The sequence below is a fragment of the Streptomyces sp. NPDC051636 genome (assembly GCF_044453765.1).
GTDB lineage: Bacteria > Actinomycetota > Actinomycetes > Streptomycetales > Streptomycetaceae > Streptomyces.
The window spans coordinates 220,711-245,682 of record NZ_JBITDA010000001.1; the positions used below are offsets into that span (position 1 = coordinate 220,711).

The window sequence follows — 24,972 nt, forward strand, 5'->3', positions numbered from 1 at the left end:
GTTCACATGTCGAGCACCAGCTAGCGCAGGTTGCCGATCGCCGTGCCGTCGTCCAGCGTGCCCTTCAACTCCGCCCGGGCGCCCCGCTTGGCCCGTACGGCGAGCAGGTTGCCCCCGGTCGCCGCGGTGACCCCGCCGGTCGTGCGGATCGACGCGGTGTCCCGGCCGCCCGCGGCCAGCAGGTACCAGGTCCCGGCGCCGGACTTCCAGAGGACCCCGGCCAGCACGTGCGGATCGCGCGGACCGCACGCCGGCACGTCCCTGGCCCTGGCCGCGACCGCCCCGTACTTCCCGCCCGGCGTCTGGAACTGGGCCAGGACCGCCGTCCCGCCGCCCCGCCAGGTCTCCGCCCGGGTGCACACCCAGGTCGCCGTCCCGCTCGCGTCGGGCAGCGGCTGGTCGGCGAAGCCCCAGGCGTTGACGCTGCGCACGCCCGCGGAGCGCTCGGCGGCCAGCGAGCAGGCGAACGGCGCCCAGACACGCAGCGCCTGGGCGCCGTGCGCCTCGCCGGCCTTGCCGGGCCGCCCGGAGGTGAGCCGGGCCGGGACCAGCTCGCCGAGGTCGGTGACCAGGTGGGTGCCGGTGGCGTCGGTCAGCTGGAGCACGTTCCAGGAGGTGCACGCGCCCGGCTGCAGGGCGGAGCTGGCCAGCGGTGAGGTGATCCCGTCGGCCAGGTTCAGGTCCATGGCGCCGGCGCCCGGCTTCAGCAGGTCCCGTTCGGCCGCCTTCTGCACCCAAGGGGCGGTCAGATATCGGACGTTGCCGTCGGACCGGCTCAGTACGATCGCGCTCGACTCGGCCCGGGTGGCCCCGTCGACGCGGGCGAAGTCGAGCGCGGCACCCTCCGTGCCGTCCTTCGGCTCGGCGTACCGCGCGAGGCGCAGACCGTCGTACAGGATCACCACGCGCGCACCGTCGACCACGCCCGCGTACAGCAGTTGGGGCGGTCCGGCCGGGCCGCCGGTCTGGGTGCCGGGGGTCGCCGAGACGCGGACCTCCTCGCCGGGGCGGGCCCAGACGGCGAGGGCGCGGCGCAGCAGGGCGGTGTCGCGGGTGAGGGGGCCGCGCGCGGGCCACACGGAGAAGTCGGTGCGGGTGGCGGTCTGCCAGGCGGTGGGGGAGACGCGGACCAGGCGCCCGGGGTCCAGGGCGGCCTCGGCCGCCGGGTTCTGCGCGTACGCGGGGGCGGCGGCGCCGTCGGGGCCCCAGCCGCCGCTCGGAAGGGCGACCAGCGCGCCGCACACGGCGAGCGCGGCCGCCGCGGCGAGCGCCGCCTTGGTGTGCTGCCGTCGCCGCATCAGGTCGGTGGGCCGGGCCTGGAGTGAGCAGGGGTCGAACTCGGGGGAGGTGAGCAGCGCGTACTGGGCGGGGACGGAGTCGGCCTCCCGCAGGGCCGTGTCCGGGTCCGTGACGCCGGCCGCCGTCAGCAGGGCGCGGACGTCGGCGTCGGGGAGCTTTTCCAGACCGCGCAGCACGTACGCGGCACGGGCCGGGCCGGCCAGGGCGGCCAGCCGCTGGTCCAGGGCGAGTTCGCCGGCGCCGCCCGAGCGGGGGAAGAGGCGCAGGCCCCACACCTGGGGCAGCAGCGGCGGGAGCTGGGAGCGGGTGGGCCACGCCCTGCGCCTCAGCGGCAGGGCCGCCTCCAGGGCCGTACGCATCACCTGAAGGCGGACGAAGGCGTACCCCGGGTCGCCCTCGCGGCCGGTCGACTGGGCCGGGATCACGGACGACGACTTCCGGCCCCGGGGCAGGGCGCGCTGGGTGAGCGCGTGCGCGGTCAGGACGCGCCGGCCCCGGCCGAGGCCCGGCGGCAGCACCAGGTAGGCGAGCCGGACGAGCCGTGGGTAGTGCTCGACGAGGGCTGCCTCGGCCTGCTCGACATCGACGACCGGACCGGCGGCCGAGGAGGAGGCGGGTGCGTGACGGTGGGCTACATCCTGTGACTGCACGTCCGGGAAAACGAGCGAGGCGTTGGATGGTCACCCGCCGTCCGGGTGATCCGTCCCCCGGATCGGGTGATTCAGTCCTGCGGTTCGACCAGGGCCCGCGCGTAGGTGGCCATCGACCGCTGGTAGCGGGGCAGATGGGGGGCCAGGGCGCCCAGGACGAGGGACAGACCCTCGCGGTCCCGGCCGAGACTGGACAGGCACAGGGCGAGGGTGGCCCGCACCGCGTCGTCCAGTTCGTCGGACGGTGCGTCCAGTTCGGGCGTGAGCAGCTTGACGCCCTCCTCCGCCCGGCCGACGTTCCTGAGGGAACTGGACAGCTGGATCTTGGCCCGGCGGCCCTTGTAGCCGCTCAGCCCCCGCGCGAGTGCCTCCCGGTACAGCGGCGCCGCCTTGTCCGAGTGGCCGGTGGAGTCCCAGGCGCAGGCCTGCTCGAACGGGCCGAGCGGGCTGCCCTCGGGCAGTTCCGCGACGAGCTTGTCGATCACGGCGCGGAACTCGGCCGCGTCCTCCTCGGGACAGTCGTCGAAGGCGGCCCAGGCGGCGGTCACGCGATCTTCCCAGTCTTGGTTCACCGGCAGATCCTCGCACGCGTGTGGCGGCAGCCACACCGAAATTTGAGCACACCGCGCACCGGAGCCGTACCGAAGGGCGGGCCCCTCGCCGGGGCTCTCTGCGGCATGCTTTTGCCCGACGGGACCGGAGGAACAGATGAGGTTGACGCGACCGATGCTCGCCCTGACGGGCGCAGCCGCCGTACTGGCGCTGGCCGGCTGCGGCTCCGGCGAGGCCACCACGTCGGTGCCGCCCACGGCCACCGGCAGCCTGGAGAGCCTGGCCGCCGAGGTGAAGTGCTCGCCGGACATCCAGACGGACGCCGACGAGATCCGCCAGGCCATCTGCAAGAACACCGACGGCAAGTTCATCCTCGCCACCTTCGCCACCGACCGCGGCCAGCGGGAGTGGATCAACGACGCCAAGGACTACGGCGGTTACTACCTCGTGGGCCGCAAGTGGGTCGCCGTCGGCGACGACGGGGTGGTCGAGGCGCTGCGGACCAAGCTCGGCGGGGACGTGGAGATCGGGACGAACCACAGCGCGCACGGCGCCCACAGCGGCTGACGGCCGGTGCGCACACGGCGAAGGCCGGTGGCGGGAGGGACCCGCCACCGGCCTTCTTCAACGGCCCACCTCAGTGGGTCACTGGCACCTCTGGCCGGAGTTGATGCAGTTGGCGATCTTGTTCGCCAGGCCGCCGGTCGTGACGCTGATGAAGTCGTCGTGGTCGGTGGCCGCCTTGTGCAGCTGGTCCGGGAAGCCGTCCACCGCGTAGGCGTTCTTCACCACGCCGTTCTCGATGGTGGGCGGCGTGATCTTGTAGACCAGGCGCATCGTCAGCTGCGGGATCGCCTTGAAGCCGTTCCCGCAGACGCCGCTCGCGGGATCGGCGAAGGCCACGTGCGAGCGGTGGTTGGCGCTGTCGATGTTCTGGCCGTCCCAGCAGTTCTGGAAGGCGAACGTGCGGACCACGTTGCTGCCCTGCGGGCAGATCGGGTACTGCGTCGTCAGCTGGACCTTGTCCTCGAAGCCGGTGCAGCTCCAGTGCGCGTTGGCGTTCGCCAGACCGTTGGTGGTGGTCTTGGCGTCACCGGTGATGATGCGCAGGAACTGCGGCATCGCGACGACCTTGCCGGCCGGGCTGCCGACGTACTTGATCTGCGCTTGTACCGGCGTCAGGATCTTGCCGACATTGCCCTCCTTGCCACCGCCGTCCTTGTTCTGGTCGAAGTCCTGCGTGCCGTCCTGGATGCGGACCACCGGCCAGTAGTACGACGACAGGTCGTTCTTGTTCTGGCAGCTGGTACCGCCCTGCAGGAACGTCTGGTTGCTGGAGAACGCGTTGACCTTTTGGTTGCCGACGTAGTCGTGCAGGTGGTGCGCGCCGTTGGTCACGCCGGGCGCCACGATCACGTTGTCGGTGTTGAAGTTCTTGTTCGCGTTCACACCGCACTTGGTGGTGAACGTACCGGTCGAGGCGTTGCCGGTGTTCTGCGGCTTCGCCTGGACGTTCTGCGTGACCTTCGTGATGTCCACGAAGTCGGCGGCGGTCGGGCCGTTGCCGGCCTGTCCGTTGCTGCCCTGCTGCTGGTCACCGTTCTGCTGCTGGTCACCGTTCTGCTGTTGGTCACCGTTCTGCTGCTGACCGGTGTTGTCCTGACCGTCGGCGTTGGTCTGGTTGGTCTGGTCGGCGGTCATCGTCGTGCAGGCGGCGAGCTGGGCCAGCGAGCTGTCGAACCTGCCCCCGACGCGCTGGACGTCGAGCCGGATCCGGTCGATCGTCGCGGCCCGCTTCTCCTTGAGCGGGCCGATGATCGAGTTCTGGACGAAGCTCGCGTCGTTCGTCTGCGCCTGGCGGGTGGAGGCGAGCCGGGCGTAGGCCTCGGTGACCTGCTTGTCGAGGTTCGCCAGCTCCGCTGCCACGCCCCTCTGGGCGCTCGCCGGTACGTTCGTCAGCTTCTGCCCCACATCCGGGCAGGAGATCGTCGCCACCTGCGCGGCGGCGGCCTTGGTCTGGTTCTGCGCGGAGTTGTTCGACTCATGCGCCGAAGCATAGAAATTCGCCCAGATCAGCCCGCCCCCACCGAGCGCTAGGGCCGCCGATGCGGCTATGGCCTTGGTGGCCAGCGGCGTACGGCGTTTGCGTGTGTTGCGTCCCATGGAACTCCTCTGACTTCCTTGCGGGGCAGCATCGAGGCGCCCGACAGGAGTGAAGCGGCGTCCTTCCATACGGGCCCCGCCCCACCGGTGTTCAGCCGTCTCACAGATTTCGTCAGAGGTTCTCTGCGCAATCTGCTCACAACCCCCCTTTGAGCAGCAGAACTTGCGGCAGAGCAGCGGAAAATCAGCGATCCCGGTCGAGAAACGCGAGCACCGCCAGGACGCGGCGATTGTCGTCGTCCGACACCTCGAGTCCGAGTTTGGTGAAGATGTTGGCGGTGTGCTTGGCGATCGCCCGTTCCGTGACCACCAGCTGGGCGGCGATCGCCGCGTTCGACCGGCCCTGCGCCATCAGCTCCAGCACCTCACGCTCACGGGGCGTCAGCCGGCCCACCGGCTGGTCGTCGCCGGCCCGCCGGGACAGCAACTGCTGGATCACCTGCGGGTCCATCGCCGTACCGCCCGCCGCCACCCGTCGTACGGCGTCCACGAACTGCTCCGCGTCGAACACCCGGTCCTTGAGCAGATAGCCCACCCCGCCGCTGCCGTCGGCCAGCAGCTCGCGCGCGTACAGCTGCTCCACATGCTGCGAGAGGACCAGCACGGGCAGTCCCGGCCTGGCCCGGCGGGCCCGCAGCGCGCACTGCAGGCCCTCGTCGGTGTGCGTGGGCGGCAGCCGGACGTCGACCACGGCGACGTCCGGCTTCGACTCGGCCAGCGCCCGGTCCAGTTCGGGACCGGACTCCACGGCCGCCGCGATCTCGAAGTCGTAGGCCTCCAGCAGCCGCACCAGCCCGTCGCGCAGCAGGAACAGGTCTTCGGCTAGGACAACGCGCACGGAATCTCCATGGTGACCACGGTGGGGCCGCCGACGGGGCTGCTGACGGCCAGGACGCCGTCGAATGTACCCAGTCGCCGCTCGATCCCGGACAGTCCGGAACCGGCCCCGGCCACCGCGCCGCCCTTGCCGTTGTCGGTCACCGCGATCCGCAGCATGCCGTCGGCGTGGTGGACGTCGACCCGGATCCGGTCGGCGCCGGAGTGCTTGACCGCGTTGGTGAGCACCTCGCTCACCGCGAAGTAGGCGGCCGACTCGACCGGGGCGTCCGCACGGCCCGGCAGGTCCACGCTCACCTCGGTGGCGACGGGCAGCCGCAGCACCAACGCCCTTACCGCGTCGCCGAGTCCGCGCTCGGCCAGCACCGGCGGATGGATGCCGCGGACCAGGTCGCGCAGTTCGGTGAGGGCGTCGGCGGAGGACCGGCGGGTCTGGGCGAGGAGCTGCTTGGCCTTCGCCGGGTCCTTGTCGACGAGCATCTCGATGGTGCCCAGGTCCATGCCCATGGCGACCAGCCGGGCCTGTGCCCCGTCGTGCAGGTCCCGCTCGATACGGCGCAGTTCGGCGGCGGAGGTGTCGACGGCGTCGCGCCGGGTCTCGGTCAGCACCCGTACGCGCTCGGCGAGTTCGCCCTGGCTCGCGCCGAGCACGGCACGGGTGAGTTTGAAGTGGGCCGCCAGCAGGCGCGGGGCGAGGTGGTAGGCGGCGACCAGGAGGACCGCGGCGGTGGCGCCCGCGCCGAGCGCGGACGGCTGGTCGGTGACCGGCACGAAGCCGTACCAGTAGGTGTTGCCGTCCGCGAGCACCCGCCACAGCCCGGCCGCCACCGCGAACCCCTCGACGGGGTAGAGGAGCAGGACCGCCGGCAGCAGCGCCGTGAGGAACCCCGCCGTCATGTCGACCAGCAGCCATCGCAGGTCGCGCCAGACGGCCGGGTCGCGGAGCAGTGCGTAGGTGCGCGTCCAGGGTCTGGCGTCCTCGGGTATCGGCCGGTACGCCGAGGGGATCCGTATCCCGCACCACTCGGCCGCGAGTCTTCGCCGGACGTCCGCGAATTCCCGCACGCCGCCCAGGATCGCTGGTGTCGTCACGAGGCCGATGCCGATCGGGATGAGCGCCACGGATACCAGGGCCAGCGTGAAGCACAGGACCGCGATGGGCAGCATCGACAGGGAGAGCGCCAGGCCCCGTACCCCGGCCAGTGCGACGGCCCGTGTGCGCGTCGCGAGCGCGTCGCTCTTCGTGGTGGTGGTCATGCCGTCAGTCTCACCCGGCCGGGGAGCGCGGGTCACGGGGGTGAGGACCCTGGTCGGGGGGTGGTGTCGGGTACACCTCCCGGCCCGGTTCACGCGCCGAGCACCTTCGCCTCCACCTCCGGATCGAGGCCCACCCCCGGCCGGTCCGGGCGCTGCGGGGCGGTGCCGCCGATGTCCCGCAGCCAGGCCCAGGTGTCGGCCACGGTCTCGCCCGCGGGCCGGCACGCCAGTCCCGTCGCCAGCGCCCGTGAGACGTCGATGCGGTGCACTCCCGCGTACAGCTCGGAGTCCGGCGGCACCCACACCGGCAGCTGGGTCCACGGTTCGATCCCGGCGGCGAGGACGACGTCCGGATCGGTCCAGCGCAGTTCGGCCGCCGCTGCGGTGACACTGCGGCAGGCTTCCAGGAGTTCGCCGGTCGTGGCGTGACCGGTCGGCCCGACCAGGTTGTACGGCCCGCTCGACTCCCGCTCCACCGCGCCCAGGACCCACTCGGCCAGGTCCCGGACGTCGACGTACTGCAGCGGCAGGTCACGCGGCCCGGGCGCCAGGACCGGGCCGCCGCGGGCGATCCGGGTCAGCCACCAGGGCAGCCGGCCGACGTTCTCGTACGGGCCGAGGATCAGCCCGGCCCGCACCAGCAGCGACCGCTCCGCGCCGAAGGCGTCCACGGCGGCCAGTTCGCCGCCCCGCTTGTCCCGCGGGTACTCGGTCTGGTCCACGTCGGCCGAGGCGCCCTCGACCAGGGGCGCGTCCTCGGTGCACCCGGCGGGCCGGGGCCAGGCGTACACCGAGCAGCTCGACACGTACACGTACCGCCCGGCGCGGCCCCGCAGCAGCCGCGCCGCGTCCCGCACGGCACGGGGAGCGGCCGACCAGGTGTCGACGACGGCGTCCCATTCCCCGCCCCCGGCCAGGGCCGCGAGACCGTCGGGCAGGGTGCGGTCGCCGTGCAACGACCGCACCCCGGCCGGAGGTTCGTGCCGTCCCCGGTGGAAGACGGTCACCTCCCAGCCGCGCCCGAGCGCCGCCTCCGCCACGGCCCGTCCCACGAACTCCGTACCACCCAGCAACAGAAGTCTCATGCCGGTGATCGTGCCCGGCCCGCGGGCGGGACGGAACCGGAATCTGCCGCCGGCAGAGGAACAAGCAGGGCCGGGAGGATCAACGGCCGGTGGGCGGCGTGTACTTGTAGCCGACCCGGCGCACCGTCTGGATGGTCCCCCGGTGCTCGGCGCCGAGCTTGCGGCGCAGCCGGGCGATGTGCACGTCGACCGTGCGGCCGTCGCCCACATGGCCGTAACCCCACACCGTGGTGACCAGCTGGTCGCGGGTGTGCACCCGGTGCGGGTGCGCCACGAGGTGCGCGAGCAGCTCGAACTCCAGGTAGGTGAGGTCGAGTTCGCGCCCGTCCACGCTCGCGGTGCGCTGTACGCCGTCGATCCGCACCAGGGGGTCGGCGCCCGCGTCGGCGGCCGTCTCCGGCTGGTCGGGCACCGCGACCGGCGGGAACGGCGGCTGCTGGTCGGCCGGGACCAGGACCAGATAGCCGATCATCGGCGGCCGGCCCGGCAGGGCGGGCAGGGTGTGCGGCGGCGCCGGGAGCCAGGTGGCGCCCGGCGGCAGGAAGTCCGCGACGTCGACCACCTCGTCCCGGTCGACGGCGCGCAGCCGGTGCCGGGCGGTGTGGGAGGAGGGGGCGGTGGCGGTGGAGAGGGAACGAGTGGTCGCCATGAGAGGTCAGCTCTTTCGCGCGAGGAGTTCGTCGGGGAGGACGTACGTCGTGTCGCGCTGGCCGAAGGCCGGGGTGTACGGCTTTAGAGGGCCCGCGCGTTCACCGCGCGGCAACACACCCGGTCGAAGTCGTGGTGCTGACGGGAGGGCCAGAAGGGCTCGAGGTCGTGGCGACCCGTCGCGGTGCACTTCTGGAAGCTGGCCATGTGCCCATTGAAGCAGACCTGGGCCCGTCGCAGGAGTCTTCTCTCACTCCTCGGACGGGCGCCGCTCGGTCCGTGGTCATGGCGGTGGGTACGCAGCAGGGGCGCCCGCCATGAAGGCGGGCGCCCCTGAAGGGATCCTGCGGGGATCAGGCCTGGCCGGCCTTCTCCAGCGCGGTGCAGCAGGTGTCGACGATCAGCCGGGTCACCACGTACGGGTCGACGTTGGCGTTCGGGCGGCGGTCCTCGATGTAGCCCTTGCCGTCCTTCTCGACCTGCCACGGGATGCGGACCGAGGCGCCGCGGTTGGAGACGCCGTAGGAGTACTCGTTCCACGGGGCGGTCTCGTGCAGGCCGGTGAGGCGGTCGTCGATGCCGGCGCCGTAGTTCTTGACGTGGTCGAGCGGCTTGGAGCCCTCGCCGAGCGCCTCGCACGCGGTGATGATCGCGTCGTAGCCCTCGCGCATCGCCTTGGTGGAGAAGTTGGTGTGCGCGCCGGCGCCGTTCCAGTCGCCCTTGACCGGCTTCGGGTCCAGGGTGGCGGAGACGCCGAAGTCCTCGGCGGTGCGGTAGAGCAGCCAGCGGGCCACCCACAGCTGGTCGGCGACCTCCAGCGGGGACAGCGGGCCGACCTGGAACTCCCACTGGCCGGGCATGACCTCGGCGTTGATGCCGGAGATGCCCAGGCCCGCCGTCAGGCAGTTGTCCAGGTGCGCCTCGACGATCTCACGGCCGAAGATCTCGTCGGCGCCGACACCGCAGTAGTAGCCGCCCTGCGGGGCCGGGAAGCCGCCCTCGGGGAAGCCCAGCGGGCGGGAGCCGTCGAAGAAGGTGTACTCCTGCTCGATGCCGAAGATCGGCTCCTGGGCGGCGAACCGCTCGGCGACCTCGGCCAGCGCGGCGCGCGTGTTGGACGCGTGCGGGGTGAAGTCGATGTTCTGCACCTCGCACAGCACGAGGATGTCGTCGCCGCCGCGGATCGGGTCCGGGCAGGAGAAGACCGGCTTCAGGACACAGTCGGAGGCGTGCCCCTCGGCCTGGTTGGTGGAGGACCCGTCGAAGCCCCAGATCGGAAGGTCCTTGCCCTTGGCGTCGTCGGCGAGGATCTTCGTCTTGGAACGCAGCTTGGCCGTCGGCTCGGTGCCGTCGATCCAGATGTACTCAGCCTTGAAGCTCACGGGGCCACATCCTTCGGGGGTGGTCTGGGCGCACTTGCGGGTGCTGCGGCGCTGCGGCACTGGGGCGCCGCCGTTGTCGCCCGGCAGCCTGTCAACAGGCCATTTCCCGGTCATTGCCCGAGTGTGAACCCCGTGTTACCTGGTGGTTCTGTGCCCAGGCTCACGTTGTGAGGAGGGGCGGAGGGGGGTAAGGGGATCAGTCGCTCCGGTCATCCGCCCCCGGTGGCCGCGTCCCGTACCCCGCCGAGGAAGTCCCGGATCGCGGCCAGCCGACGCTCGTCGTAACCGGCCAGCAGCTGCACCGACCGGTCGATCAGCGGGCCGAAGAAGGACCGTCCCAGCTCGATCGCGCGCTCGTCCACCTCGATGACGACCTTCCGCCGGTCCCGCTCACCGCGCACCCGCCGTACGTGCCCCGCCCGCTCCAGCCGGTTCACCAGCGCCGTGGTCCCCGCCGAGTTGAGCCCGAGCGCGGCGCCCAGCCGCCCGGCGGTCATCTCGTCCGCGGCGCGGCGGGCGTCCATGAGGGCGATCAGGGCGCGTACGTCCGTGGGGTGCATGCCGTGGCGGTGCGCGAAGCGTGCGCTGTGCAGCCCGAGTTCGACCGCCACCGCGCGGAGCAGGTGGACGATCTCCATCTCGGGGGTCTCGGGGGTCTCGGGACCTGGATCGGCGGCCGGCATGCGGTGGTCCTTCGGGGTGTGCGGTTATCATCACGGCAAGCGAGTATCTCGCTCAACGAGATAATAGGGGTGTCGCATGGCCGGATACGACGGTGACACCTTCCGGGTTGCGTACGACAAGGTCATGGCGAAATGGCCGGCAGAGCGGGAGGCGCTGACCGTCGCGACGCCGTTCGGCGAGACGTACGTCCACGCCTGCGGCCCGCGCGACGCACCCCCGCTGCTCCTCCTGCCGGGCGGCGGCGGGGCCACTTCCGCGTCCTGGTACGCGCAGGTGGCCGACCTGGCCAGGGTCCGCCGGGTCCTCGCCGCCGACCTGGCCGGCGCCCCCGGCCGCAGCACCGTGGCCGCCGACCGTCAACCCCGTACGGTCGCCGACCTGGCGCTGTGGCTGGACGCGCTGCTCGACGGCCTCGGCGTGGCGGAGACGGACCTCGGCGGGCACTCGTACGGCGCGCTGGATCGCGCTGCACCACGCGGTGCGCGCCCCCGCGCGGGTACGCCGCCTGTTCCTCCTGGACCCGACCCAGTGCTTCGCCGGGTACAAGGCGGCGTACCTGCTCCACGCCCTGCCGATGCTGCTGCGCCCCACGCCGGCCCGCGTCCGCGCCTTCCTGGAATGGGAGACCGGCGGCGTCCCGCTGGACCCCGACTGGCTACGCCTCCAGGAGGCGGCGGCCGGCTTCCCCTCCGTGAAGCCGGTGACCGGGCCCCGCCCGGCGCCGGAAGCGCTGCGCGGCCTGGACATGCCGGTCCTGCTGCTCCTGGGCGGGAGCAGCAGGACCCATGACACGTACGAGGTGGCGGACCGGGCCGCCGCGGTGCTGCCGCGCGTGGAGACGGTCGTGCTTCCGGAGGTCTCGCACCACGCGCTGCCGCAGGCGGCGCCCGACGGCCTGGCCGGTCACCTCATGCGGTTCCTCCTGGCCTGAGCCTCACCCCACCTTCTCGATCACCGCACGGCGGATCAGGAACTTGCCGGGCTCCCGGACCTGTTCGAAGGCCGCGTTGTTGAGCAGCACACAGCTACCGGAGACCGAGGTGACCTTCACCGTCGTGGACTTGTTGTTGTCCAGGTTGGTGACCTTCAGCGTGGTCCCCGCCGGGAACTGGTTGCTGGAGGCGGCCGGGGCACCGCCCTCGCCGGAGAGCGTGACGGTGGAACCCTTGCAGACCTGCTGGCCGGAGGCGGCGGCAGCGTCATCGCCGGTGCCGGTGTTTGCCGCGTCGCCCGCGTCACCCGCGGCCGCTGTCTGGGACGGCTGGGCGGACTGCTCGGCGCCCTGCGCCGGCTGCGTCGCCTGGGAGTCCTGAGCCGACTCCCCAACGACGCATCCCGACGCTTCCTGCTGCTTCTTGATCTGCGCGATGACCGCCTCGCGGTTGGCGATCCGGGCCTGCGACTGGGCGTCCGGGTTCGCCTTCTGACCGTCGATGAACTTCTGGTTGTTGCCGAGGGCCGTGGCCAGCCCCTGGCAGACGGTCGAGTCCGCGGCGGACAGGGTCTTGCCCTTCTGCGGGGTCTGCGCGGCGTTCGAGGTGGACGCCATGGCGAAGGCCCCGCCTCCCGCCACCGCCGCGGCACTCACCAGCAGCGCGATCTTCTTCTTCGTACCGAGCTTTCGCCTACGCGACATGCGCGCCTCCTGCAGAGGTAGGGGTGCGTACGCCGCTATGTACGAGATACCGAACGAGGTTACTCAGCGCTTACACGAGTCTTCTGAAGTGGCGTGTGTCACAGGGCAGTTGAGGCCCTTCACTTGCGGGAGAGGGCGTCCTGCACGGCCTCGTCCGTGCGGGCCACCACCGCCGTGCCGTCGTCCGCCGTGATGATCGGGCGCTGGATGAGCTTGGGGTTCCCGGCGAGAGCGGCGATCCACCGGTCGCGCGCGGAGTCGTCCCGCGGCCACTCCTTGACCCCGAGCTCCTTGGCGGCGGCCTCCTGCGTACGGGTGATGTCCCACGGTTCGAGCCCGAGCCGCTCCAGTACGTCCCTGATCTCGCCCTCGCTCGGTACGTCCTCCAGATAACGGCGGACGGTGTACTCGGCGCCCTCGGCGTCGAGCAGGCTGATGGCACTGCGGCACTTGGAGCATGCCGGGTTGATCCAGATTTCCATGGGTCCCACGGTATCCGTCCCGGCCTCGGTGACCACCCGGGGTTCCCGGTGGCCCGGGCGCCGGCTCAGTGAACGGAGAACCCGCCGTCGACGAAGACCGCCTGCCCGGTGACGTAGCCGGAGGCGCCACTGGCCAGGAACACCGCCGCTCCGGCGAAATCCTCGGCCAGGCCGTTGCGCCCGGCCATGGTGCGCGCCGCCAGCGCCGCCACCTTCTCCGGGTCGGACGACAGCCGAGCGTTGAGCGGGGTCATGACATAGCCGGGCACCAGCGTGTTGCAGGTGACGCCGTGCGGCGACCACGCCTCGGCCTGCGAGCGGGCCAGTGACTCCAGCGCCCCCTTGGAGACCCCGTACGCGCCGCTCTGGACGAACGCCCGGTGCGCCTGCTGGGAGCTGATGTGGATGATCCGCCCGAAGCCCCGCTCGGCCATGCCGGGCCCGAACCGCCGGCCGAGCAGATAGGGCGCCTCCAGGTTCACCGCCATCGTGGCGTCCCACACCTCCTCGTCCAGCTCGCCCATCGGCGGCCGCAGGTTGATCCCGGCGCTGTTGACGAGAATGTCGGGCTCGCCGAACACCTCGGCCGCCCGCTCCGCCGCCGCGCGCACCCCGTCGCGGGTGCTCAGGTCGGCGCTCACCCAGGCGGCCCGGCAGCCGTCCGCCGTCAGCTCGTCGACCGTGGCGGCCAGCTCCGCCTCCTTGCGCGCCACGATGACCACGCTCGCCCCCGCTCGCGCGAGCGCCCCGGCGATGGCCCGGCCGATGCCGGAACTGCCGCCCGTCACCACGGCGACCCGGCCGTCCAGCGAGAACAGTTCGGAGAGGTAGCTGTGCGAGCTCATGCCCGCACCCTAGACGTGCTCCGGGGCCACCTTGTGCCCGCCACCGGCTCTGTTCGAATTTGACGCCGCCTCACGCACCTCTCGCGGGCCAGGTGTTACACCGCACCAATTCCCTTGTACACCTGGAGCTTTGCTGGCCCGCTCCAGCTCCCTGGATGTCAGTGCCGGGCAGTAAACTGGAGGCAGTGTTCGAGGGCATCGCCGGGTCCCCGGTGGAGCGCCCTGACCGCGACAGGAGGATGCCTGTGCCCGCTGCCGCCCCGTCCGTCATGAAGCGCCCGCTGCCCCCCGGGCGTCCGCGCGAGTGGTACGTCACCCACAACCGCCGCCTCAAGGCCATGCGCCTCGCCATCGCCCTGCTCGACTCCGGCGTCTACGTACCGAACCAGGCCCGCAACGAGACGATCCGGAGCACGGCCGAGCGCATCGGCATCCACCCGCCGTCGGACACGACCTGCCACATGGTGCGGGCGCTGATGCGGTACTCGCGGTGACCGTGGCGCCGGGTACCCCGGTCTCCCGGGGTGCCCGGCACTCGCGGCGCCGCAACCGCCGGACGGCCCCCTCAGGCCGACAACTCCCGTTCCACCGGCGTCCGGAACCGCGGAGTCACCCGTGCGCCGCCCAGCCGGCTCCGCAACCGTTCCGCCTCCGCCGCCACCGCGGACTCCGCCTCGCGCCGCACGCCCGCGTCGACGATCCGCCAGACGATCTCCCCGGACGCCCGCTGAGCCCAGCCGCCCACGACCCGGCCGTCCCACCACACCGTCGGCCCCACATTCCCGCTGCGGTCGAACAGGAGGGGCCGCAACTCCGGCGGCAGGTACCAGTCCCGCTCCTGCCAGCCCATCGTCGTGGGGTCGAGTGCGGGGAGCAGGGCCGCCCACGGGAACGCGGGCCCGGTCACGGGGCCGGTGTCGCCGGGGACGACGTAGCCCACGCCCTCGTCCAGGGACACCGTCTCCGCCGCGATCGCCCGCAGCGCGGCCCGTACGTCCGTCACCCGCCAGCCCGTCCACCACTTCAGGTCGGCCTCGGTCGCCGGACCGCAGGCGGTGAGCCAGCGGCGGAGCAGGGCGGCGCGGGCCTCGGCCGGGTCGAGCTCGGGGTGCGCGGGGGCCACCGCCCAGCGGAACTGGCTCGACGTCCAGGAGCCCAGGGGCCGGCCGCGGACCACCTTGCCCTCCACGCCGAGGACGCGCAGGAGGCGGCCGGAGACCGTGTGCATCGCCTCGTAGCTCTTGCCCGCCGCGTACACGAACTGCTCCCGCAGCCGCGGCTCGTCGCGGGCCAGTTCCGCCGCCGTCGCCTCCCCGCGCCGGGCGAGCGCGGCCAGGGCCGACGCCTCCACCTCCGCCAGCCAGGCCGCGTCCGGAGCCCCGCCCTTCGCCATGTCCTTGAGCAGCGTGGCGCGGGCCCGGGCGGCCAGGTCCAGGCCCGTCGACGCGTGCACCACGGCCGTCAGGTCCGCCGGGAACACGAACACCGTGTGCCGCATGCCGTGCATCCGCACCAGCGTGCGCTCCTCGTACAGCGCCCGCTCCGTCTCCGGCACGGTCTTCGCCGGCTCCGCCAGCCGGGCGCCCACCGCCAGGTACACCGTCGCCGGGTCCGTGCCGTGCAGCGCCACCAGCGAGGCGGCGACCTCCTCGGGGCCCGCCGCCCGCGCCGTGCCGGCCAGGTGGTGGCGCAGGGCCAGCCGGGCCCGCCGCTCCGCCGCGTCGATGTGCCGTCGCCGCCCGCCGCTCATCCCGACCTCCGCTGAATGCCTGCGTTCATCCTCGCCGACCCCACTGACAATCCTCCTGACGGGCGACGGCTCAGGCGTACCGCCCCAGCAGCCCGGTGATCGTACGGCCCTCGGGGAGCTGTTTCGCCGTCCAGCCCCGGTCGCCGAGTCCGGTCAGCAGGGCGTCCGCGAAGTCCCGCCGGTCGTCCGCGTGGTCGCGGAACCACAGGCCCAACCGGTGCTCGGCGTCGGGGAGTTCGAAGCGCGTGAACTGCGCCTGCGCGGCCAGCGCGTCCTGGACGGCCTCCGTCACCTCCGGCGGGATGACCGCGTCCGTGCCCGGCACCGCGAGTACCGCCCGGCCCGCAAAGGCCCTGAGCGCCTCCAGCGCGGGCGACCGGCGCCAGCTGCCCGGCGTACGGATGATCTCACTGAACCGCCCGTCACCCTCGCCGAAGGGCACGTCCCACGCCGGAGGCGCGTACACCGCGGGCGCGCACAGCCCCAGGGCCGCCACCCGCTCCCCGTAGTGCCGGACGAGGTCCGCCACCGTCTGGCCGCTCATGCTGAAGCCGACCAGCACCAGCGGCTCGGCCGCGGGCACGTGCGCGTCGATCACCGCGACCGCCTGCTCGAAACGCCGCCGCAGACTCAGCTCCCGCAGCGCGCCGGTGCTGTTGCCGTGCCCCGAGAAGTCGAGGGCGAGCCCGCGGCAGCCCCGGGCGACGAACTCGGCGAGCAGCGGCCGCAACCGCTCCTCGCTTCCGTTGCCCGCGCCGTGCAGCAGGACGACGGCGGCCCGCCCGGGCCCGCCGCCCAGGACCCCGGCGAGACGTTCACCGTCGTGGGCGTACGTGAAAGACGTGAGGGGGGTGAAGGAAGAGAGCTCACTCATGGCGCTCATTCACTCACGGAAAACGGGATGCACACCGAGTGATCGTCTCCCTACGCTGGATGCGAACCCACGGAAACGGAGGCCCATGATGGGCACCATCGTCATGTCCGGGGCGGTCGTCCTGGTCGTCCTGGGATTCGGAAACCACGCGTGGTGGCTGGCCGCGGTCGCCCTGCTCTTCCTGTACCTGCAGTACGGGCGCGGCGAATCCCCGTCCGCCGGAGCGGACTCGGCGGGCGCGCCCGCGACGTACCAGGCGTACCGCGAGCGCCGTGACCGCCAGGCCAGGTGGGAGCGCCGCTACCGTCGCGAGCGTCCCTTCGAGGCCCGGCGCCAGGAGCGCGAGGCGAAGGGCAAGTAGGTCCCGTGGGAGCCCCCGGTCACAGCCCGGGGGCTCCCCACACCGGGAACCAGCGGCTCAGGTCCTGCTCGATGCGCAGGTCGTTCGCGAGGGCCGCCTTCACCTGCAACTCCAGGGAGCTGTCCCGGCGTTGGGATGTGCCGGGCTGCGGGGCGAAGGGGTAGAAGGTGCCCCTCTTGTAGAGGTAGACCAGCGCGAGACGGCGTCCGGAGGCGTCCTGGAAGCCGGCCAGGGAGCACAGCAGCTGCGGGCCGAAGCCGTTGGCCTCCAGGGAGCTGTTCACCGCGTGCAGGTCGTTGACCAGCTGGGGCAGCTGGTCGGGGGCGCGCTGGGAGACCAGCCAGGAGTAGCCGTAGTCGTCCTGCCGCAGTTCCACCGGTGGGCCGGTGCGGTCGGCGTCCGCGTCGAGGAGCGCCTGGACCTCCTGGTGCGTCTGCTCGAAGACCGCGCCCTCGACCGTGGCGAAGCACACCGCGCCGCCCCCGGTGGGCGTGAACCCGGCCGCGGCCTGGAGGGTCACGGCCGCCGAGGGCAGCGCGAACAGCTGGTCGAGGTCGGGCGCGGCGGGCTTCGTACGGCCGAGGAGGATGTCCAGGAACCCCATGCTCAGCCCGCCTTGCCCGGCCGCGCCGCCTCACCCAGCTCGCCGGAGATCCGGCCCAGCTGCTCCAGCCGCTGCTCCAGGCTGGGGTGGGTGGAGAAGAACCGGGACAGCCCGGGCTCGGCGCCCAGCGCGGGAGTGAAGTAGAAGGCGTTGAAGGCCTGGGCCGTGCGCAGGTCGCTCGTCGGGATCCGGGCGATGTCGCCGGAGACCTTGGTGAGCGCGGAGGCCAGCGCCGAGGGACGGCCCGTCAGCAGCGCCGCCGCGCGGTCCGCGGCCAGCTCCCGGTAGCGGGACAGGGCCCGGATGAGCAGGAAGCTGATGGCGTACACGGCCGCCGACACCGTCATCACGGTGGCGAACACGACGGCGGTGTTCTGGTCCCTGCGGCCCCCGCCGAACAACCCCGAGTAGAACGCGAACCGCACGATCAGGCCTGCGATCACGCCGAGGAAGGACGCGACCGTGATCACGGCGACGTCCTTGTGCGCCACGTGCGACAGCTCGTGCGCGAGCACGCCCTCCAGCTCGGCGGGCTCCAGCCGCCGGAGCAGCCCGGTGGTCACACAGACCACGGCGTTGTCGGCGTTCCGCCCGGTCGCGAACGCGTTCGGCATGTCCATGTCGGACACGGCGACCACCGGCCTCGGCATGTCCGCGATGGCGCACAGCCGGTCGATCACCGCGTGCAGCCCGGGATACTCCTCCCGCTCCACCACCCGGCCGTGCATCGCGAACAGCGCGATCCGGTCGGAGAACCAGTACTGCGCGCCCAGCAGCGCCGCCGCGATCACCACGACCAGCACCAGGGACTTCAGCAACACGATCAACGCGGCGACGAACCCCACGTACAACAACCCGAGCAGGAACAGCGTGATCCCCATGCGCACGGTCAGCCGCCGGTCGCTCCGGAAGCGGCTCTGCATCTTGCATCACCCCGCAGTCAGGCACTCGCCCCGCTGTCCAGTGTGCACCTGCGGATTCCCATGAAGCGGTTCCGAACGGCCCCAGGAGCCGCAAAAGGACCCTGTGAGTTCCTGTGCGGCCGCTATCGGTAGGCGCGCATCTGGGCGTACCCCAGCAGAACGATCACCGCGGCCACGCAGCCCAGTACCACGGCCGTCGATATCCACGACGACCGGCGCGGCCGGACCGGGTCCGGGTCGGCACGGAAGGGCGCCGGGTTCGGCGGGTTCTCCTTCCAGCGGGCGGCGAGCATCCGGGCCCGGGCCGAGGGCTCCTTGTGCTCGGCCGAGCTCGCCCACTTGTGGTCGAATTCCCGCTCCCAGTCGTCCTGTTCTGTCATCCCCGTTCAACCTCTCTCGTCCGGCAGGGTCAGGAGGGATGATCCCCCGAGTGTAGGAAGCCTGGGAAGGGCGGAAGGTTGCACGGGATGCCGGGTGGTCGATGGGCGACTAGGCTCTACAGGTGAGAGCCGCGATGCGGGCTGTACCCGGGCCTGCTTCTTTTTTCCAGGCGGCAACACCTACGACCGCGCCGGACTTTTCGCCCTGCGGCCGCGGCCATCCGTCTCGTGCCCCAAGAACCGCACGAGGGGATGGGAGGAGGTTTACTCATGAAAGCACAACGCGCGAGGCGTCTCTTCGCGGTGTCCGCGATCGGCGTTCTGATGGCCGGTGGCGCCACGATCGGCGCGGCAGGTACGGCCTCGGCAGCCGTCCCGTCCCAGGCTCCCACCAATTTCGGCTGCTTCGATCGCGGTGGCCATCGCTGGTGGAACGACGACTGCGGCTTCGGCTTCGACCACCGGAACAACTTCGACAACGGTGCCGTCGTGGTGATCGTCGTGGCCTGAAGGCGGTAGTGATGAGGGCCGCCACCCGCAGATTCGCAGGTGGCGGCCCTCTCCCATTTCAGGCGCGTCGAGCATCAGGCGCGTAGCCGGGATCACACGTCGAAGAAGTGGTGGCCTCGCTCGGTCACCTTGGCAGACCGACGGCACTGCTGTTCTGGCCAGCACGGATGTCGTCGTTGTCTGCTGTCATCGGTCATGGCCGTCGAACCGGTCAGCCAGGATCATCGCCACATCGTCGGTCAAGTCGCCACCGGTGTGGCGGATCAACGCCTGGTGCAGTTGCTCCAGGAACTCCGGTGGCGTGGTGCCGACGCCTATCCCCTCCATGGCCTCCGACAGAGCGAAGAATTCGCTGTCGCGGTTGCGGGCCTCGATCACACCGTCGGTATACAGCAACAGGCGGTCACCGGGGACGAACGGATAGCTCTCAGGCTTCAGGGGGAGGTCGGTGATGAGGTCTTCGAGGCAGAGAGGCGGCAACGGCAAGCTCGGCATCAGTGGTGCAGTCCTGCCCCGGTGCAGCAGCAGCGGTGGCGGATGTCCGCGGTTGACCAGCTGCACCACGGGTTCGTCCGGCACCTGCGCGATGAGCGCCGTGGTGAACCCCTCCAGCAGAACCTCCTGGCCATACGCACCCGGCACGGCGAGTTCCCGTCGCAGCGCAGCCGAGCAGCGGTTCATGACCTCTACCAGGTCCTCCTCGTAGTGCACGGCTTCCCGGAACGCGCCCAGCGCCACCGCGACGGCTCGCACCGCGGACAGTCCCTTGCCCCGGACGTCCCCGACGATCATCCGGACGCCGTACCGCGTCTGTACCGCCTCGTACAGATCACCGCCCACCCGTGCCCCGGTCCCGGCCGCAAGGCACAGGCTGCCGGCCGACACTGGCCCCAGGCGCGCGGGCACGGGTCGCAGCACGACCTCCTGGGCCGCCACGGCGATCCGGCGGACCTGGTCGAGCTCTCTCTGCCTGCGCTCCTGCATAGCGCGGCTGGTGATGAAACCAGCCACGGAGACCAGGGCAAGAGCCAGGAAGTTGCTGTAGACCTGCAGGGTGCCCCATGCCCCGTTATAGGTCGCGGTGGTCACACTGATCGCCAGCGCCAGGGCCGCCGCCGCAGTGGTGCCCCTGGGCCCCAACGTCACTGCCGCCAGCGCCGGCACCGCGGTGAGGAAGGGGCCGGTATAGATGAAGTGCGCAGGCGTGAGTTCGATGACCAGCACAGCCAGCGCGATCAGATAGGGCACACACTGCATCAGCGTCAAGAGGACCCGGCTATGACCGCCTGCTCCTGGCACCGGGGGTGAGCGCAAGAGCCAGTTCATGCACCAAGCCTGCCTCGCTGAAGCCCATGGCTCCACCCCAGCCCACCGTCCTTTGGCACCACGGGGACCGGCACGGCCCATGTACAGTCCGATCACGCTTGGCAGGGCATCCAGCCGACGACCTGTGCTGATTCCCCGGACCTGAGGCTGTGACGCCGCACCGCCCCCGCCTCGTCCACAGCCTTAAGACCGACCTGGAGCCGGAAAAGCCGTCGGCCGGCTCTCCCGCGCTGGGAGAGCCGGCCGACGGCCCACAGACGGCCCAGGAGCGCAGTTACCCGCTCTGACCTGGGGCGATATCACACGTCGAAGTAGAGCTCGAACTCGTGCGGGTGCGGACGCAGCTGCAGCGGAGCGATCTCGTTCGCACGCTTGTAGTCGATCCACGTCTCGATCAGGTCGGACGTGAAGACGTCACCGGCGAGCAGGAACTCGTGGTCGGCCTCGAGGGAGTCGAGGACGGCCGGGAGGGACGTCGGCACCTGCGGAACGCCCGCGTGCTCCTCGGGGGCGAGCTCGTACAGGTCCTTGTCGATCGGCTCGGCCGGCTCGATCTTGTTCTTGATGCCGTCCAGGCCCGCCAGCAGCAGGGCCGAGAAGGCCAGGTACGGGTTGCCGGAGGAGTCGGGCGCGCGGAACTCGACGCGCTTGGCCTTCGGGTTGGAACCCGTGATCGGGATACGCATCGCGGCCGAGCGGTTGCGCTGCGAGTACACCAGGTTCACCGGCGCCTCGAAGCCCGGCACCAGACGGTGGTACGAGTTCACCGTCGGGTTGGTGAAGGCCAGCAGCGACGGGGCGTGTTTGAGGATGCCGCCGATGTAGTAGCGGGCGGTGTCGGACAGGCCGGCGTAGCCCTGCTCGTCGTAGAACAGCGGGTCGCCGTTGCTCCACAGCGACTGGTGGACGTGCATGCCCGAGCCGTTGTCACCGAAGATCGGCTTCGGCATGAAGGTCGCGGTCTTGCCGTTGCGCCAGGCCACGTTCTTCACGATGTACTTGAAGAGCTGGAGGTCGTCGGCGGCGGCGAGCAGCGTGTTGAACTTGTAGTTGATCTCGGCCTGGCCGGCGGTGCCCACCTCGTGGTGCTGGCGCTCGACCTGCAGGCCGGCCTTGTTCAGCTCCAGGGAGATCTCGGCGCGCAGGTCGGCGAAGTGGTCGACCGGCGGGACCGGGAAGTAGCCGCCCTTGTAGCGGACCTTGTAGCCACGGTTGTCCTCGAGGGCGCCGGTGTTCCAGGCACCCGCCTCGGAGTCGATGTGGTAGAAGGACTCGTTCGCGCTGGTGGCGAAGCGGACGCTGTCGAAGACGTAGAACTCGGCCTCGGGACCGAAGTACGCGGTGTCCGCGATCCCGGTGGAGGCGAGGTACGCCTCGGCCTTCTTCGCCACGTTGCGCGGGTCACGGGAGTACTGCTCGCCCGTGATCGGGTCGTGGATGAAGAAGTTGATGTTGAGGGTCTTGTCACGGCGGAACGGGTCGACCCGGGCGGTCGACAGGTCCGCGCGCAGCGCCATGTCGGACTCGTGAATGGCCTGGAAGCCACGGATCGAGGATCCGTCGAAGGCGAGCTCGTCGTCCGGGTCGAACGCCTCGACGGGCACCGTGAAGTGCTGCATGACGCCCGGCAGGTCGCAGAACCGGACGTCGATGAACTTGACGTCCTCGTCCGCGATGAACTTCTTGGCCTCGTCGGCGTTCTGGAACATCCAGCTCCTCCTACTCCCGGCCGTTCCCGTGCCGGGGTGGTAGTTCGTTCGTGCGGCCAGTGCGGTGGCACACGCTGACCTCGACCCTAGGGACGGGTGATTTCTCGAGCGTGACCCATTTGTTTCGCGGAAGTTAACCGGTCCTGGTTCCACCGTAGCCCCGGCGGGTCCCGGCGACACCCCGCCATCCGGCGGGCATATGCGGGCGCAGTACCGTGGACGGGTGGACAACAGGCGAGCAATCGGATCGTGGCTCTCCGGGCCGCGCGCGGCCCTGGAGGACGCCGGTGCCGACTTGGGATACCGGGGCGAGCAACTGGGTCTGCCCGAGGAGGGGCCGGGCTCGATCGCCGGCCCGGGACGGCGGCTCGGAGCGCTGGCCGTGGACTGGGCGATGTGTGTCTTGATCGCATACGGCCTGATCACGCACGGCTACAACCCGGCCACCAGTAACTGGGCCCTGCTCGTCTTCTTCGTCATGGCCGCCCTGACCGTCGGCACGGTCGGCTTCACCCCCGGCAAGCGCCTCTTCGGCCTCCGCGTCGTCGCCGTCGACACCGGCCGCGTCCAGCCGCTGCGCTCCCTGATCCGCACGGCCCTGCTGTGCCTGGCGATCCCGGCCCTGATCTGGGACCGCGACGGGCGGGGGCTGCACGACCGGCTGGCGCGGACCGTGGAAGTACGGATCTAGATTTCAACGGATCCAGTTCTCGACGGATCCAGTTCTCGTACGACGAAGGGGGCGCCCGGAGTGATCCGGGCGCCCCCTTCCTCGTACGAGGAGAGTCAGCGGGCCTTCGGCCCGCCGCGCGGCATCCGCATGCCCTTGGGCATCGGGCCCTTCGGCAGCGGCATGTTGCTCATCAGGTCGCCCAGGGCACGCAGCCGGTCGTTGGTGGCGGTCACCTGGGGGCCGGTCAGGACGCGGGGGAACTTCAGCAGGGTGGTGCGCAGCTTCTTCAGCTCGACCTGGCCCTCGCCCGTGCCGACGATCACGTCGTGCACCGGTACGTCCGCGACGATGCGGGCCATCTTCTTCTTCTCGGCGGCCAGCAGGCTCTTCACCCGGTTCGGGTTGCCCTCGGCGACCAGCACGATGCCGGCCTTGCCGACCGCGCGGTGCACCACGTCCTGGCTGCGGTTCATCGCCACCGCGGGGGTCGTCGTCCAGCCCCGGCCGATGTTGTCGAGCACGGCCGCGGCGGCGCCCGGCTGACCCTCCATCTGACCGAACGCGGCCCGCTCGGCCCGGCGGCCGAACACGATCGCCGTCGCGAGGAAGGCGAGCAACAGGCCCAGGAGGCCGAGATAGATGGGGTGCCCGATCAAGAAGCCGATCGCGAGGAAGACACCGAGGATGCCGATGCCGACGGCTGCGAGTACAAGACCGATCTTCTTGTCGGCCTTGCGGGTCATCTTGTAGGTAAGGGCGATCTGCTTCAGTCGCCCGGGGTTCGCAGCGTCCGCTGCGGTTTCCTTCCTCGCCATGCCCCGAAGTCTACGTGGCTCCGGGAGCGGTCACGACGGCGGTGTCCGGTGAGGAAGGACTCAGGAGCGGGTGGCGGCCTGCTCCAGGACACGCTGCGCCTCGACCCTGTCCTTGGCGCGACGGCGGTCTTCGAGGACCGAGGTCCAGGCGTTGCGGCGGGCGGTGCGCTGGCCCCCGCTCATGAGCAGCGACTCCACGGCGCGGAGCGCGTCGGTGAAGGACGGGATCGCGGTGGCGCGAACGGGCGCGGCCTGCATGGTGGAGGTCCCCCTCGGTGCGGGTGTACGGGCTGTGATTCCAGGGTCACTGATTGGTGTTACCAGGGCGTGACCGACCGGTCAAACAGGAATGAAACCTTGACTCGCGTCACCAATGCGCCGACGCGGCCCCGACGTACGCCCTCATCAGCGAGGACGGTCAGGACCGCGTCCATTCGGTCATTACTGGCCGGTAGCTGCTTGTGCGTGAATTCACCCAGTCCGGGAGACGACGTGCGCGCCGCCCCGCTGGGGGGCAGCCGAGTGACGCTGTTCGATCGCCATCCGGTACAGCCGCCCCGCGCGGTAGGAGGAGCGGACCAGCGGGCCGGACATCACGCCGGAGAAGCCGATCTGCTCGGCCTCCTCCTTCAGCTCCACGAACTCCTGCGGCTTCACCCAGCGCTCGACGGGGTGGTGACGGACGCTCGGGCGCAGGTACTGCGTGATGGTGACCAGCTCGCAGCCGGCGTCGTGCAGCTGCCTGAGCGCTTCGCTGACCTCCTCGCGGGTCTCGCCCATGCCGAGGATCAGGTTGGACTTGGTGACCAGGCCGTAGTCACGCGCCTCGGTGATGACCTTCAGGGAGCGCTCGTAGCGGAAGCCGGGACGGATGCGCTTGAAGATCCGGGGGACCGTCTCGACGTTGTGCGCGAAGACCTCGGGCCGGGAGGAGAAGACCTCGGCCAGCTGCTCCGGGACCGCGTTGAAGTCGGGGGCCAGCAGCTCGACCTTCGTCCGGCCCCCCTCGCGCTCCGCCGTCTGCTGGTGAATCTGGCGCACGGTCTCGGCGTACAGCCAGGCGCCGCCGTCCTCCAGGTCGTCGCGGGCGACGCCGGTGATGGTGGCGTAGTTCAGGTCCATGGTGACCACGGACTCACCGACCCGGCGCGGCTCGTCGCGGTCCAGGGCCTCGGGCTTGCCGGTGTCGATCTGGCAGAAGTCGCAGCGCCGGGTGCACTGGTCGCCGCCGATGAGGAAGGTCGCCTCGCGGTCCTCCCAGCACTCGTAGATGTTCGGGCAGCCGGCTTCCTGGCAGACCGTGTGCAGGCCCTCGCTCTTCACGAGGTTCTGCATCTTCGTGTACTCGGGACCCATTTTCGCCCGGGTCTTGATCCACTCGGGCTTGCGCTCGATGGGGGTCTGGCTGTTGCGGACCTCCAGGCGCAGCATCTTGCGTCCGTCGGGTGCGACTGCGGACACGACCGGCTCCCTAGCGATTGATTCTTCGGCGTCACCCAGGGTACGCCCGTTGATTTAGTGGCCCGG

General features: G+C 71.1%; 28 protein-coding genes and 1 pseudogene. 6 read left to right on the plus strand and 23 right to left on the minus strand.

The features are described from left to right. Positions 1-20: 20 nt before the first annotated feature. Positions 21-1,949, minus strand: a complete 1,929-nt coding sequence (locus ACIBBH_RS01015; protein ID WP_399400590.1) for a hypothetical protein — start codon at positions 1,947-1,949, stop codon at positions 21-23. A gap of 71 nt (positions 1,950-2,020) precedes the next feature. Further along, entirely contained in the window at positions 2,021-2,521 is a 501-nt protein-coding gene (locus tag ACIBBH_RS01020) for a tetratricopeptide repeat protein (RefSeq protein WP_399400592.1), read from the minus strand. 136 nt (positions 2,522-2,657) lie between these two features. On the opposite strand from ACIBBH_RS01020, the gene ACIBBH_RS01025 reads away from it, so the two are divergent. Beyond that, positions 2,658-3,068: a hypothetical protein gene (locus tag ACIBBH_RS01025; RefSeq protein ID WP_399400594.1), complete on the plus strand. Its 411-nt coding sequence runs from the start codon at positions 2,658-2,660 to the stop codon at positions 3,066-3,068. A gap of 78 nt (positions 3,069-3,146) precedes the next feature. Here ACIBBH_RS01025 and ACIBBH_RS01030 read toward each other — a convergent pair whose 3' ends face one another. The 8 genes from ACIBBH_RS01030 to ACIBBH_RS01065 form a co-directional block, all read right to left on the minus strand. Beyond that, positions 3,147-4,664 carry a DUF1996 domain-containing protein gene (locus ACIBBH_RS01030; RefSeq protein WP_399400596.1) on the minus strand — a complete coding sequence of 506 codons (1,518 nt, stop codon included), beginning with the start codon at positions 4,662-4,664 and terminating at the stop codon, positions 3,147-3,149. 184 nt (positions 4,665-4,848) lie between these two features. After that, complete coding sequence (locus tag ACIBBH_RS01035) at positions 4,849-5,502, minus strand: LuxR C-terminal-related transcriptional regulator (protein WP_399400598.1); 654 nt, start codon at positions 5,500-5,502, stop codon at positions 4,849-4,851. Continuing rightward, positions 5,487-6,758: a sensor histidine kinase gene (locus ACIBBH_RS01040; protein WP_399400600.1), complete on the minus strand. Its 1,272-nt coding sequence runs from the start codon at positions 6,756-6,758 to the stop codon at positions 5,487-5,489. Before ACIBBH_RS01040 ends, ACIBBH_RS01035 begins: the two co-directional genes overlap by 16 nt. A gap of 89 nt (positions 6,759-6,847) precedes the next feature. Then, positions 6,848-7,843: an SDR family oxidoreductase gene (locus tag ACIBBH_RS01045; protein ID WP_399400602.1), complete on the minus strand. Its 996-nt coding sequence runs from the start codon at positions 7,841-7,843 to the stop codon at positions 6,848-6,850. A gap of 79 nt (positions 7,844-7,922) precedes the next feature. Then, on the minus strand, positions 7,923-8,492 hold the full coding sequence (locus ACIBBH_RS01050; RefSeq protein ID WP_399400604.1) for a winged helix-turn-helix domain-containing protein: 570 nt from the start codon (positions 8,490-8,492) through the stop codon (positions 7,923-7,925). Between the two features lie 83 nt (positions 8,493-8,575). Then, entirely contained in the window at positions 8,576-8,698 is a 123-nt protein-coding gene (locus ACIBBH_RS01055; protein ID WP_399400606.1) for a hypothetical protein, read from the minus strand. Between the two features lie 146 nt (positions 8,699-8,844). After that, the gene (gene glnII, locus ACIBBH_RS01060; RefSeq protein ID WP_399400608.1) at positions 8,845-9,873 is read right to left on the minus strand and encodes a glutamine synthetase; all 1,029 of its coding nucleotides are present in this window, start codon (positions 9,871-9,873) and stop codon (positions 8,845-8,847) included. A 209-nt stretch (positions 9,874-10,082) separates the two neighbouring features. Beyond that, a complete protein-coding gene (locus ACIBBH_RS01065; protein WP_399400610.1) occupies positions 10,083-10,556 on the minus strand; it encodes a MarR family winged helix-turn-helix transcriptional regulator in 474 nt (157 codons plus the stop codon). Positions 10,557-10,632: 76 nt separating this feature from the next. Here ACIBBH_RS01065 and ACIBBH_RS01070 point away from each other — a divergent pair. Beyond that, positions 10,633-11,488: pseudogene (locus ACIBBH_RS01070) on the plus strand (alpha/beta fold hydrolase). 3 nt (positions 11,489-11,491) lie between these two features. On the opposite strand, the gene ACIBBH_RS01075 reads toward ACIBBH_RS01070, so the two are convergent. The 3 genes from ACIBBH_RS01075 to ACIBBH_RS01085 form a co-directional block, all read right to left on the minus strand. Beyond that, the gene (locus tag ACIBBH_RS01075; RefSeq protein ID WP_399400612.1) at positions 11,492-12,193 is read right to left on the minus strand and encodes a hypothetical protein; all 702 of its coding nucleotides are present in this window, start codon (positions 12,191-12,193) and stop codon (positions 11,492-11,494) included. Between the two features lie 119 nt (positions 12,194-12,312). Beyond that, a complete protein-coding gene (locus ACIBBH_RS01080; protein ID WP_399400614.1) occupies positions 12,313-12,675 on the minus strand; it encodes an arsenate reductase family protein in 363 nt (120 codons plus the stop codon). A gap of 65 nt (positions 12,676-12,740) precedes the next feature. Continuing rightward, complete coding sequence (locus tag ACIBBH_RS01085) at positions 12,741-13,520, minus strand: SDR family NAD(P)-dependent oxidoreductase (RefSeq protein ID WP_399400616.1); 780 nt, start codon at positions 13,518-13,520, stop codon at positions 12,741-12,743. 239 nt (positions 13,521-13,759) lie between these two features. Here ACIBBH_RS01085 and ACIBBH_RS01090 point away from each other — a divergent pair, with 239 nt between their 5' ends. Beyond that, positions 13,760-14,014 carry a hypothetical protein gene (locus ACIBBH_RS01090; protein WP_399401452.1) on the plus strand — a complete coding sequence of 85 codons (255 nt, stop codon included), beginning with the start codon at positions 13,760-13,762 and terminating at the stop codon, positions 14,012-14,014. A gap of 71 nt (positions 14,015-14,085) precedes the next feature. On the opposite strand, the gene ACIBBH_RS01095 is transcribed toward ACIBBH_RS01090, so the two are convergent. Next, the gene (locus ACIBBH_RS01095; RefSeq protein WP_399400618.1) at positions 14,086-15,270 is read right to left on the minus strand and encodes a winged helix DNA-binding domain-containing protein; all 1,185 of its coding nucleotides are present in this window, start codon (positions 15,268-15,270) and stop codon (positions 14,086-14,088) included. A 70-nt stretch (positions 15,271-15,340) separates the two neighbouring features. Then, positions 15,341-16,144, minus strand: coding sequence for an alpha/beta hydrolase (locus tag ACIBBH_RS01100; protein WP_399400620.1), 804 nt, complete (start codon positions 16,142-16,144; stop codon positions 15,341-15,343). 88 nt (positions 16,145-16,232) lie between these two features. On the opposite strand from ACIBBH_RS01100, the gene ACIBBH_RS01105 reads away from it, so the two are divergent. Then, positions 16,233-16,505, plus strand: a complete 273-nt coding sequence (locus ACIBBH_RS01105) for a hypothetical protein (RefSeq protein ID WP_399401454.1) — start codon at positions 16,233-16,235, stop codon at positions 16,503-16,505. A 19-nt stretch (positions 16,506-16,524) separates the two neighbouring features. On the opposite strand, the gene ACIBBH_RS01110 is transcribed toward ACIBBH_RS01105, so the two are convergent. The 3 genes from ACIBBH_RS01110 to ACIBBH_RS01120 all read right to left on the minus strand — a co-directional run bounded on the left by ACIBBH_RS01110 (position 16,525) and on the right by ACIBBH_RS01120 (position 18,412). Further along, positions 16,525-17,109, minus strand: a complete 585-nt coding sequence (locus ACIBBH_RS01110; RefSeq protein WP_399400622.1) for a hypothetical protein — start codon at positions 17,107-17,109, stop codon at positions 16,525-16,527. A gap of 2 nt (positions 17,110-17,111) precedes the next feature. Then, on the minus strand, positions 17,112-18,032 hold the full coding sequence (gene htpX, locus ACIBBH_RS01115; RefSeq protein ID WP_399400624.1) for a zinc metalloprotease HtpX: 921 nt from the start codon (positions 18,030-18,032) through the stop codon (positions 17,112-17,114). A gap of 122 nt (positions 18,033-18,154) precedes the next feature. Further along, complete coding sequence (locus ACIBBH_RS01120; RefSeq protein ID WP_399400626.1) at positions 18,155-18,412, minus strand: hypothetical protein; 258 nt, start codon at positions 18,410-18,412, stop codon at positions 18,155-18,157. Between the two features lie 270 nt (positions 18,413-18,682). On the opposite strand from ACIBBH_RS01120, the gene ACIBBH_RS01125 reads away from it, so the two are divergent. Continuing rightward, positions 18,683-18,922, plus strand: coding sequence for a hypothetical protein (locus tag ACIBBH_RS01125; protein WP_399400628.1), 240 nt, complete (start codon positions 18,683-18,685; stop codon positions 18,920-18,922). Positions 18,923-19,108: 186 nt separating this feature from the next. On the opposite strand, the gene ACIBBH_RS01130 is transcribed toward ACIBBH_RS01125, so the two are convergent. After that, positions 19,109-20,179 (minus strand): PP2C family protein-serine/threonine phosphatase, encoded by a 1,071-nt coding sequence (locus tag ACIBBH_RS01130; RefSeq protein WP_399401456.1) that lies wholly within the window; start codon positions 20,177-20,179, stop codon positions 19,109-19,111. A gap of 368 nt (positions 20,180-20,547) precedes the next feature. Beyond that, positions 20,548-21,957 carry a type I glutamate--ammonia ligase gene (glnA, locus tag ACIBBH_RS01135; RefSeq protein WP_399400630.1) on the minus strand — a complete coding sequence of 470 codons (1,410 nt, stop codon included), beginning with the start codon at positions 21,955-21,957 and terminating at the stop codon, positions 20,548-20,550. A gap of 223 nt (positions 21,958-22,180) precedes the next feature. Here glnA and ACIBBH_RS01140 point away from each other — a divergent pair, with 223 nt between their 5' ends. Continuing rightward, entirely contained in the window at positions 22,181-22,648 is a 468-nt protein-coding gene (locus ACIBBH_RS01140; RefSeq protein WP_399400632.1) for an RDD family protein, read from the plus strand. 95 nt (positions 22,649-22,743) lie between these two features. On the opposite strand, the gene ACIBBH_RS01145 is transcribed toward ACIBBH_RS01140, so the two are convergent. The 3 genes from ACIBBH_RS01145 to lipA all read right to left on the minus strand — a co-directional run bounded on the left by ACIBBH_RS01145 (position 22,744) and on the right by lipA (position 24,906). After that, a complete protein-coding gene (locus tag ACIBBH_RS01145) occupies positions 22,744-23,445 on the minus strand; it encodes a DUF4191 domain-containing protein (protein ID WP_399400634.1) in 702 nt (233 codons plus the stop codon). Between the two features lie 60 nt (positions 23,446-23,505). Further along, entirely contained in the window at positions 23,506-23,703 is a 198-nt protein-coding gene (locus ACIBBH_RS01150) for a hypothetical protein (protein ID WP_386574392.1), read from the minus strand. Positions 23,704-23,916: 213 nt separating this feature from the next. After that, positions 23,917-24,906 carry a lipoyl synthase gene (gene lipA, locus ACIBBH_RS01155; protein WP_399400637.1) on the minus strand — a complete coding sequence of 330 codons (990 nt, stop codon included), beginning with the start codon at positions 24,904-24,906 and terminating at the stop codon, positions 23,917-23,919. Between the last annotated feature and the right edge of the window lie 66 nt (positions 24,907-24,972).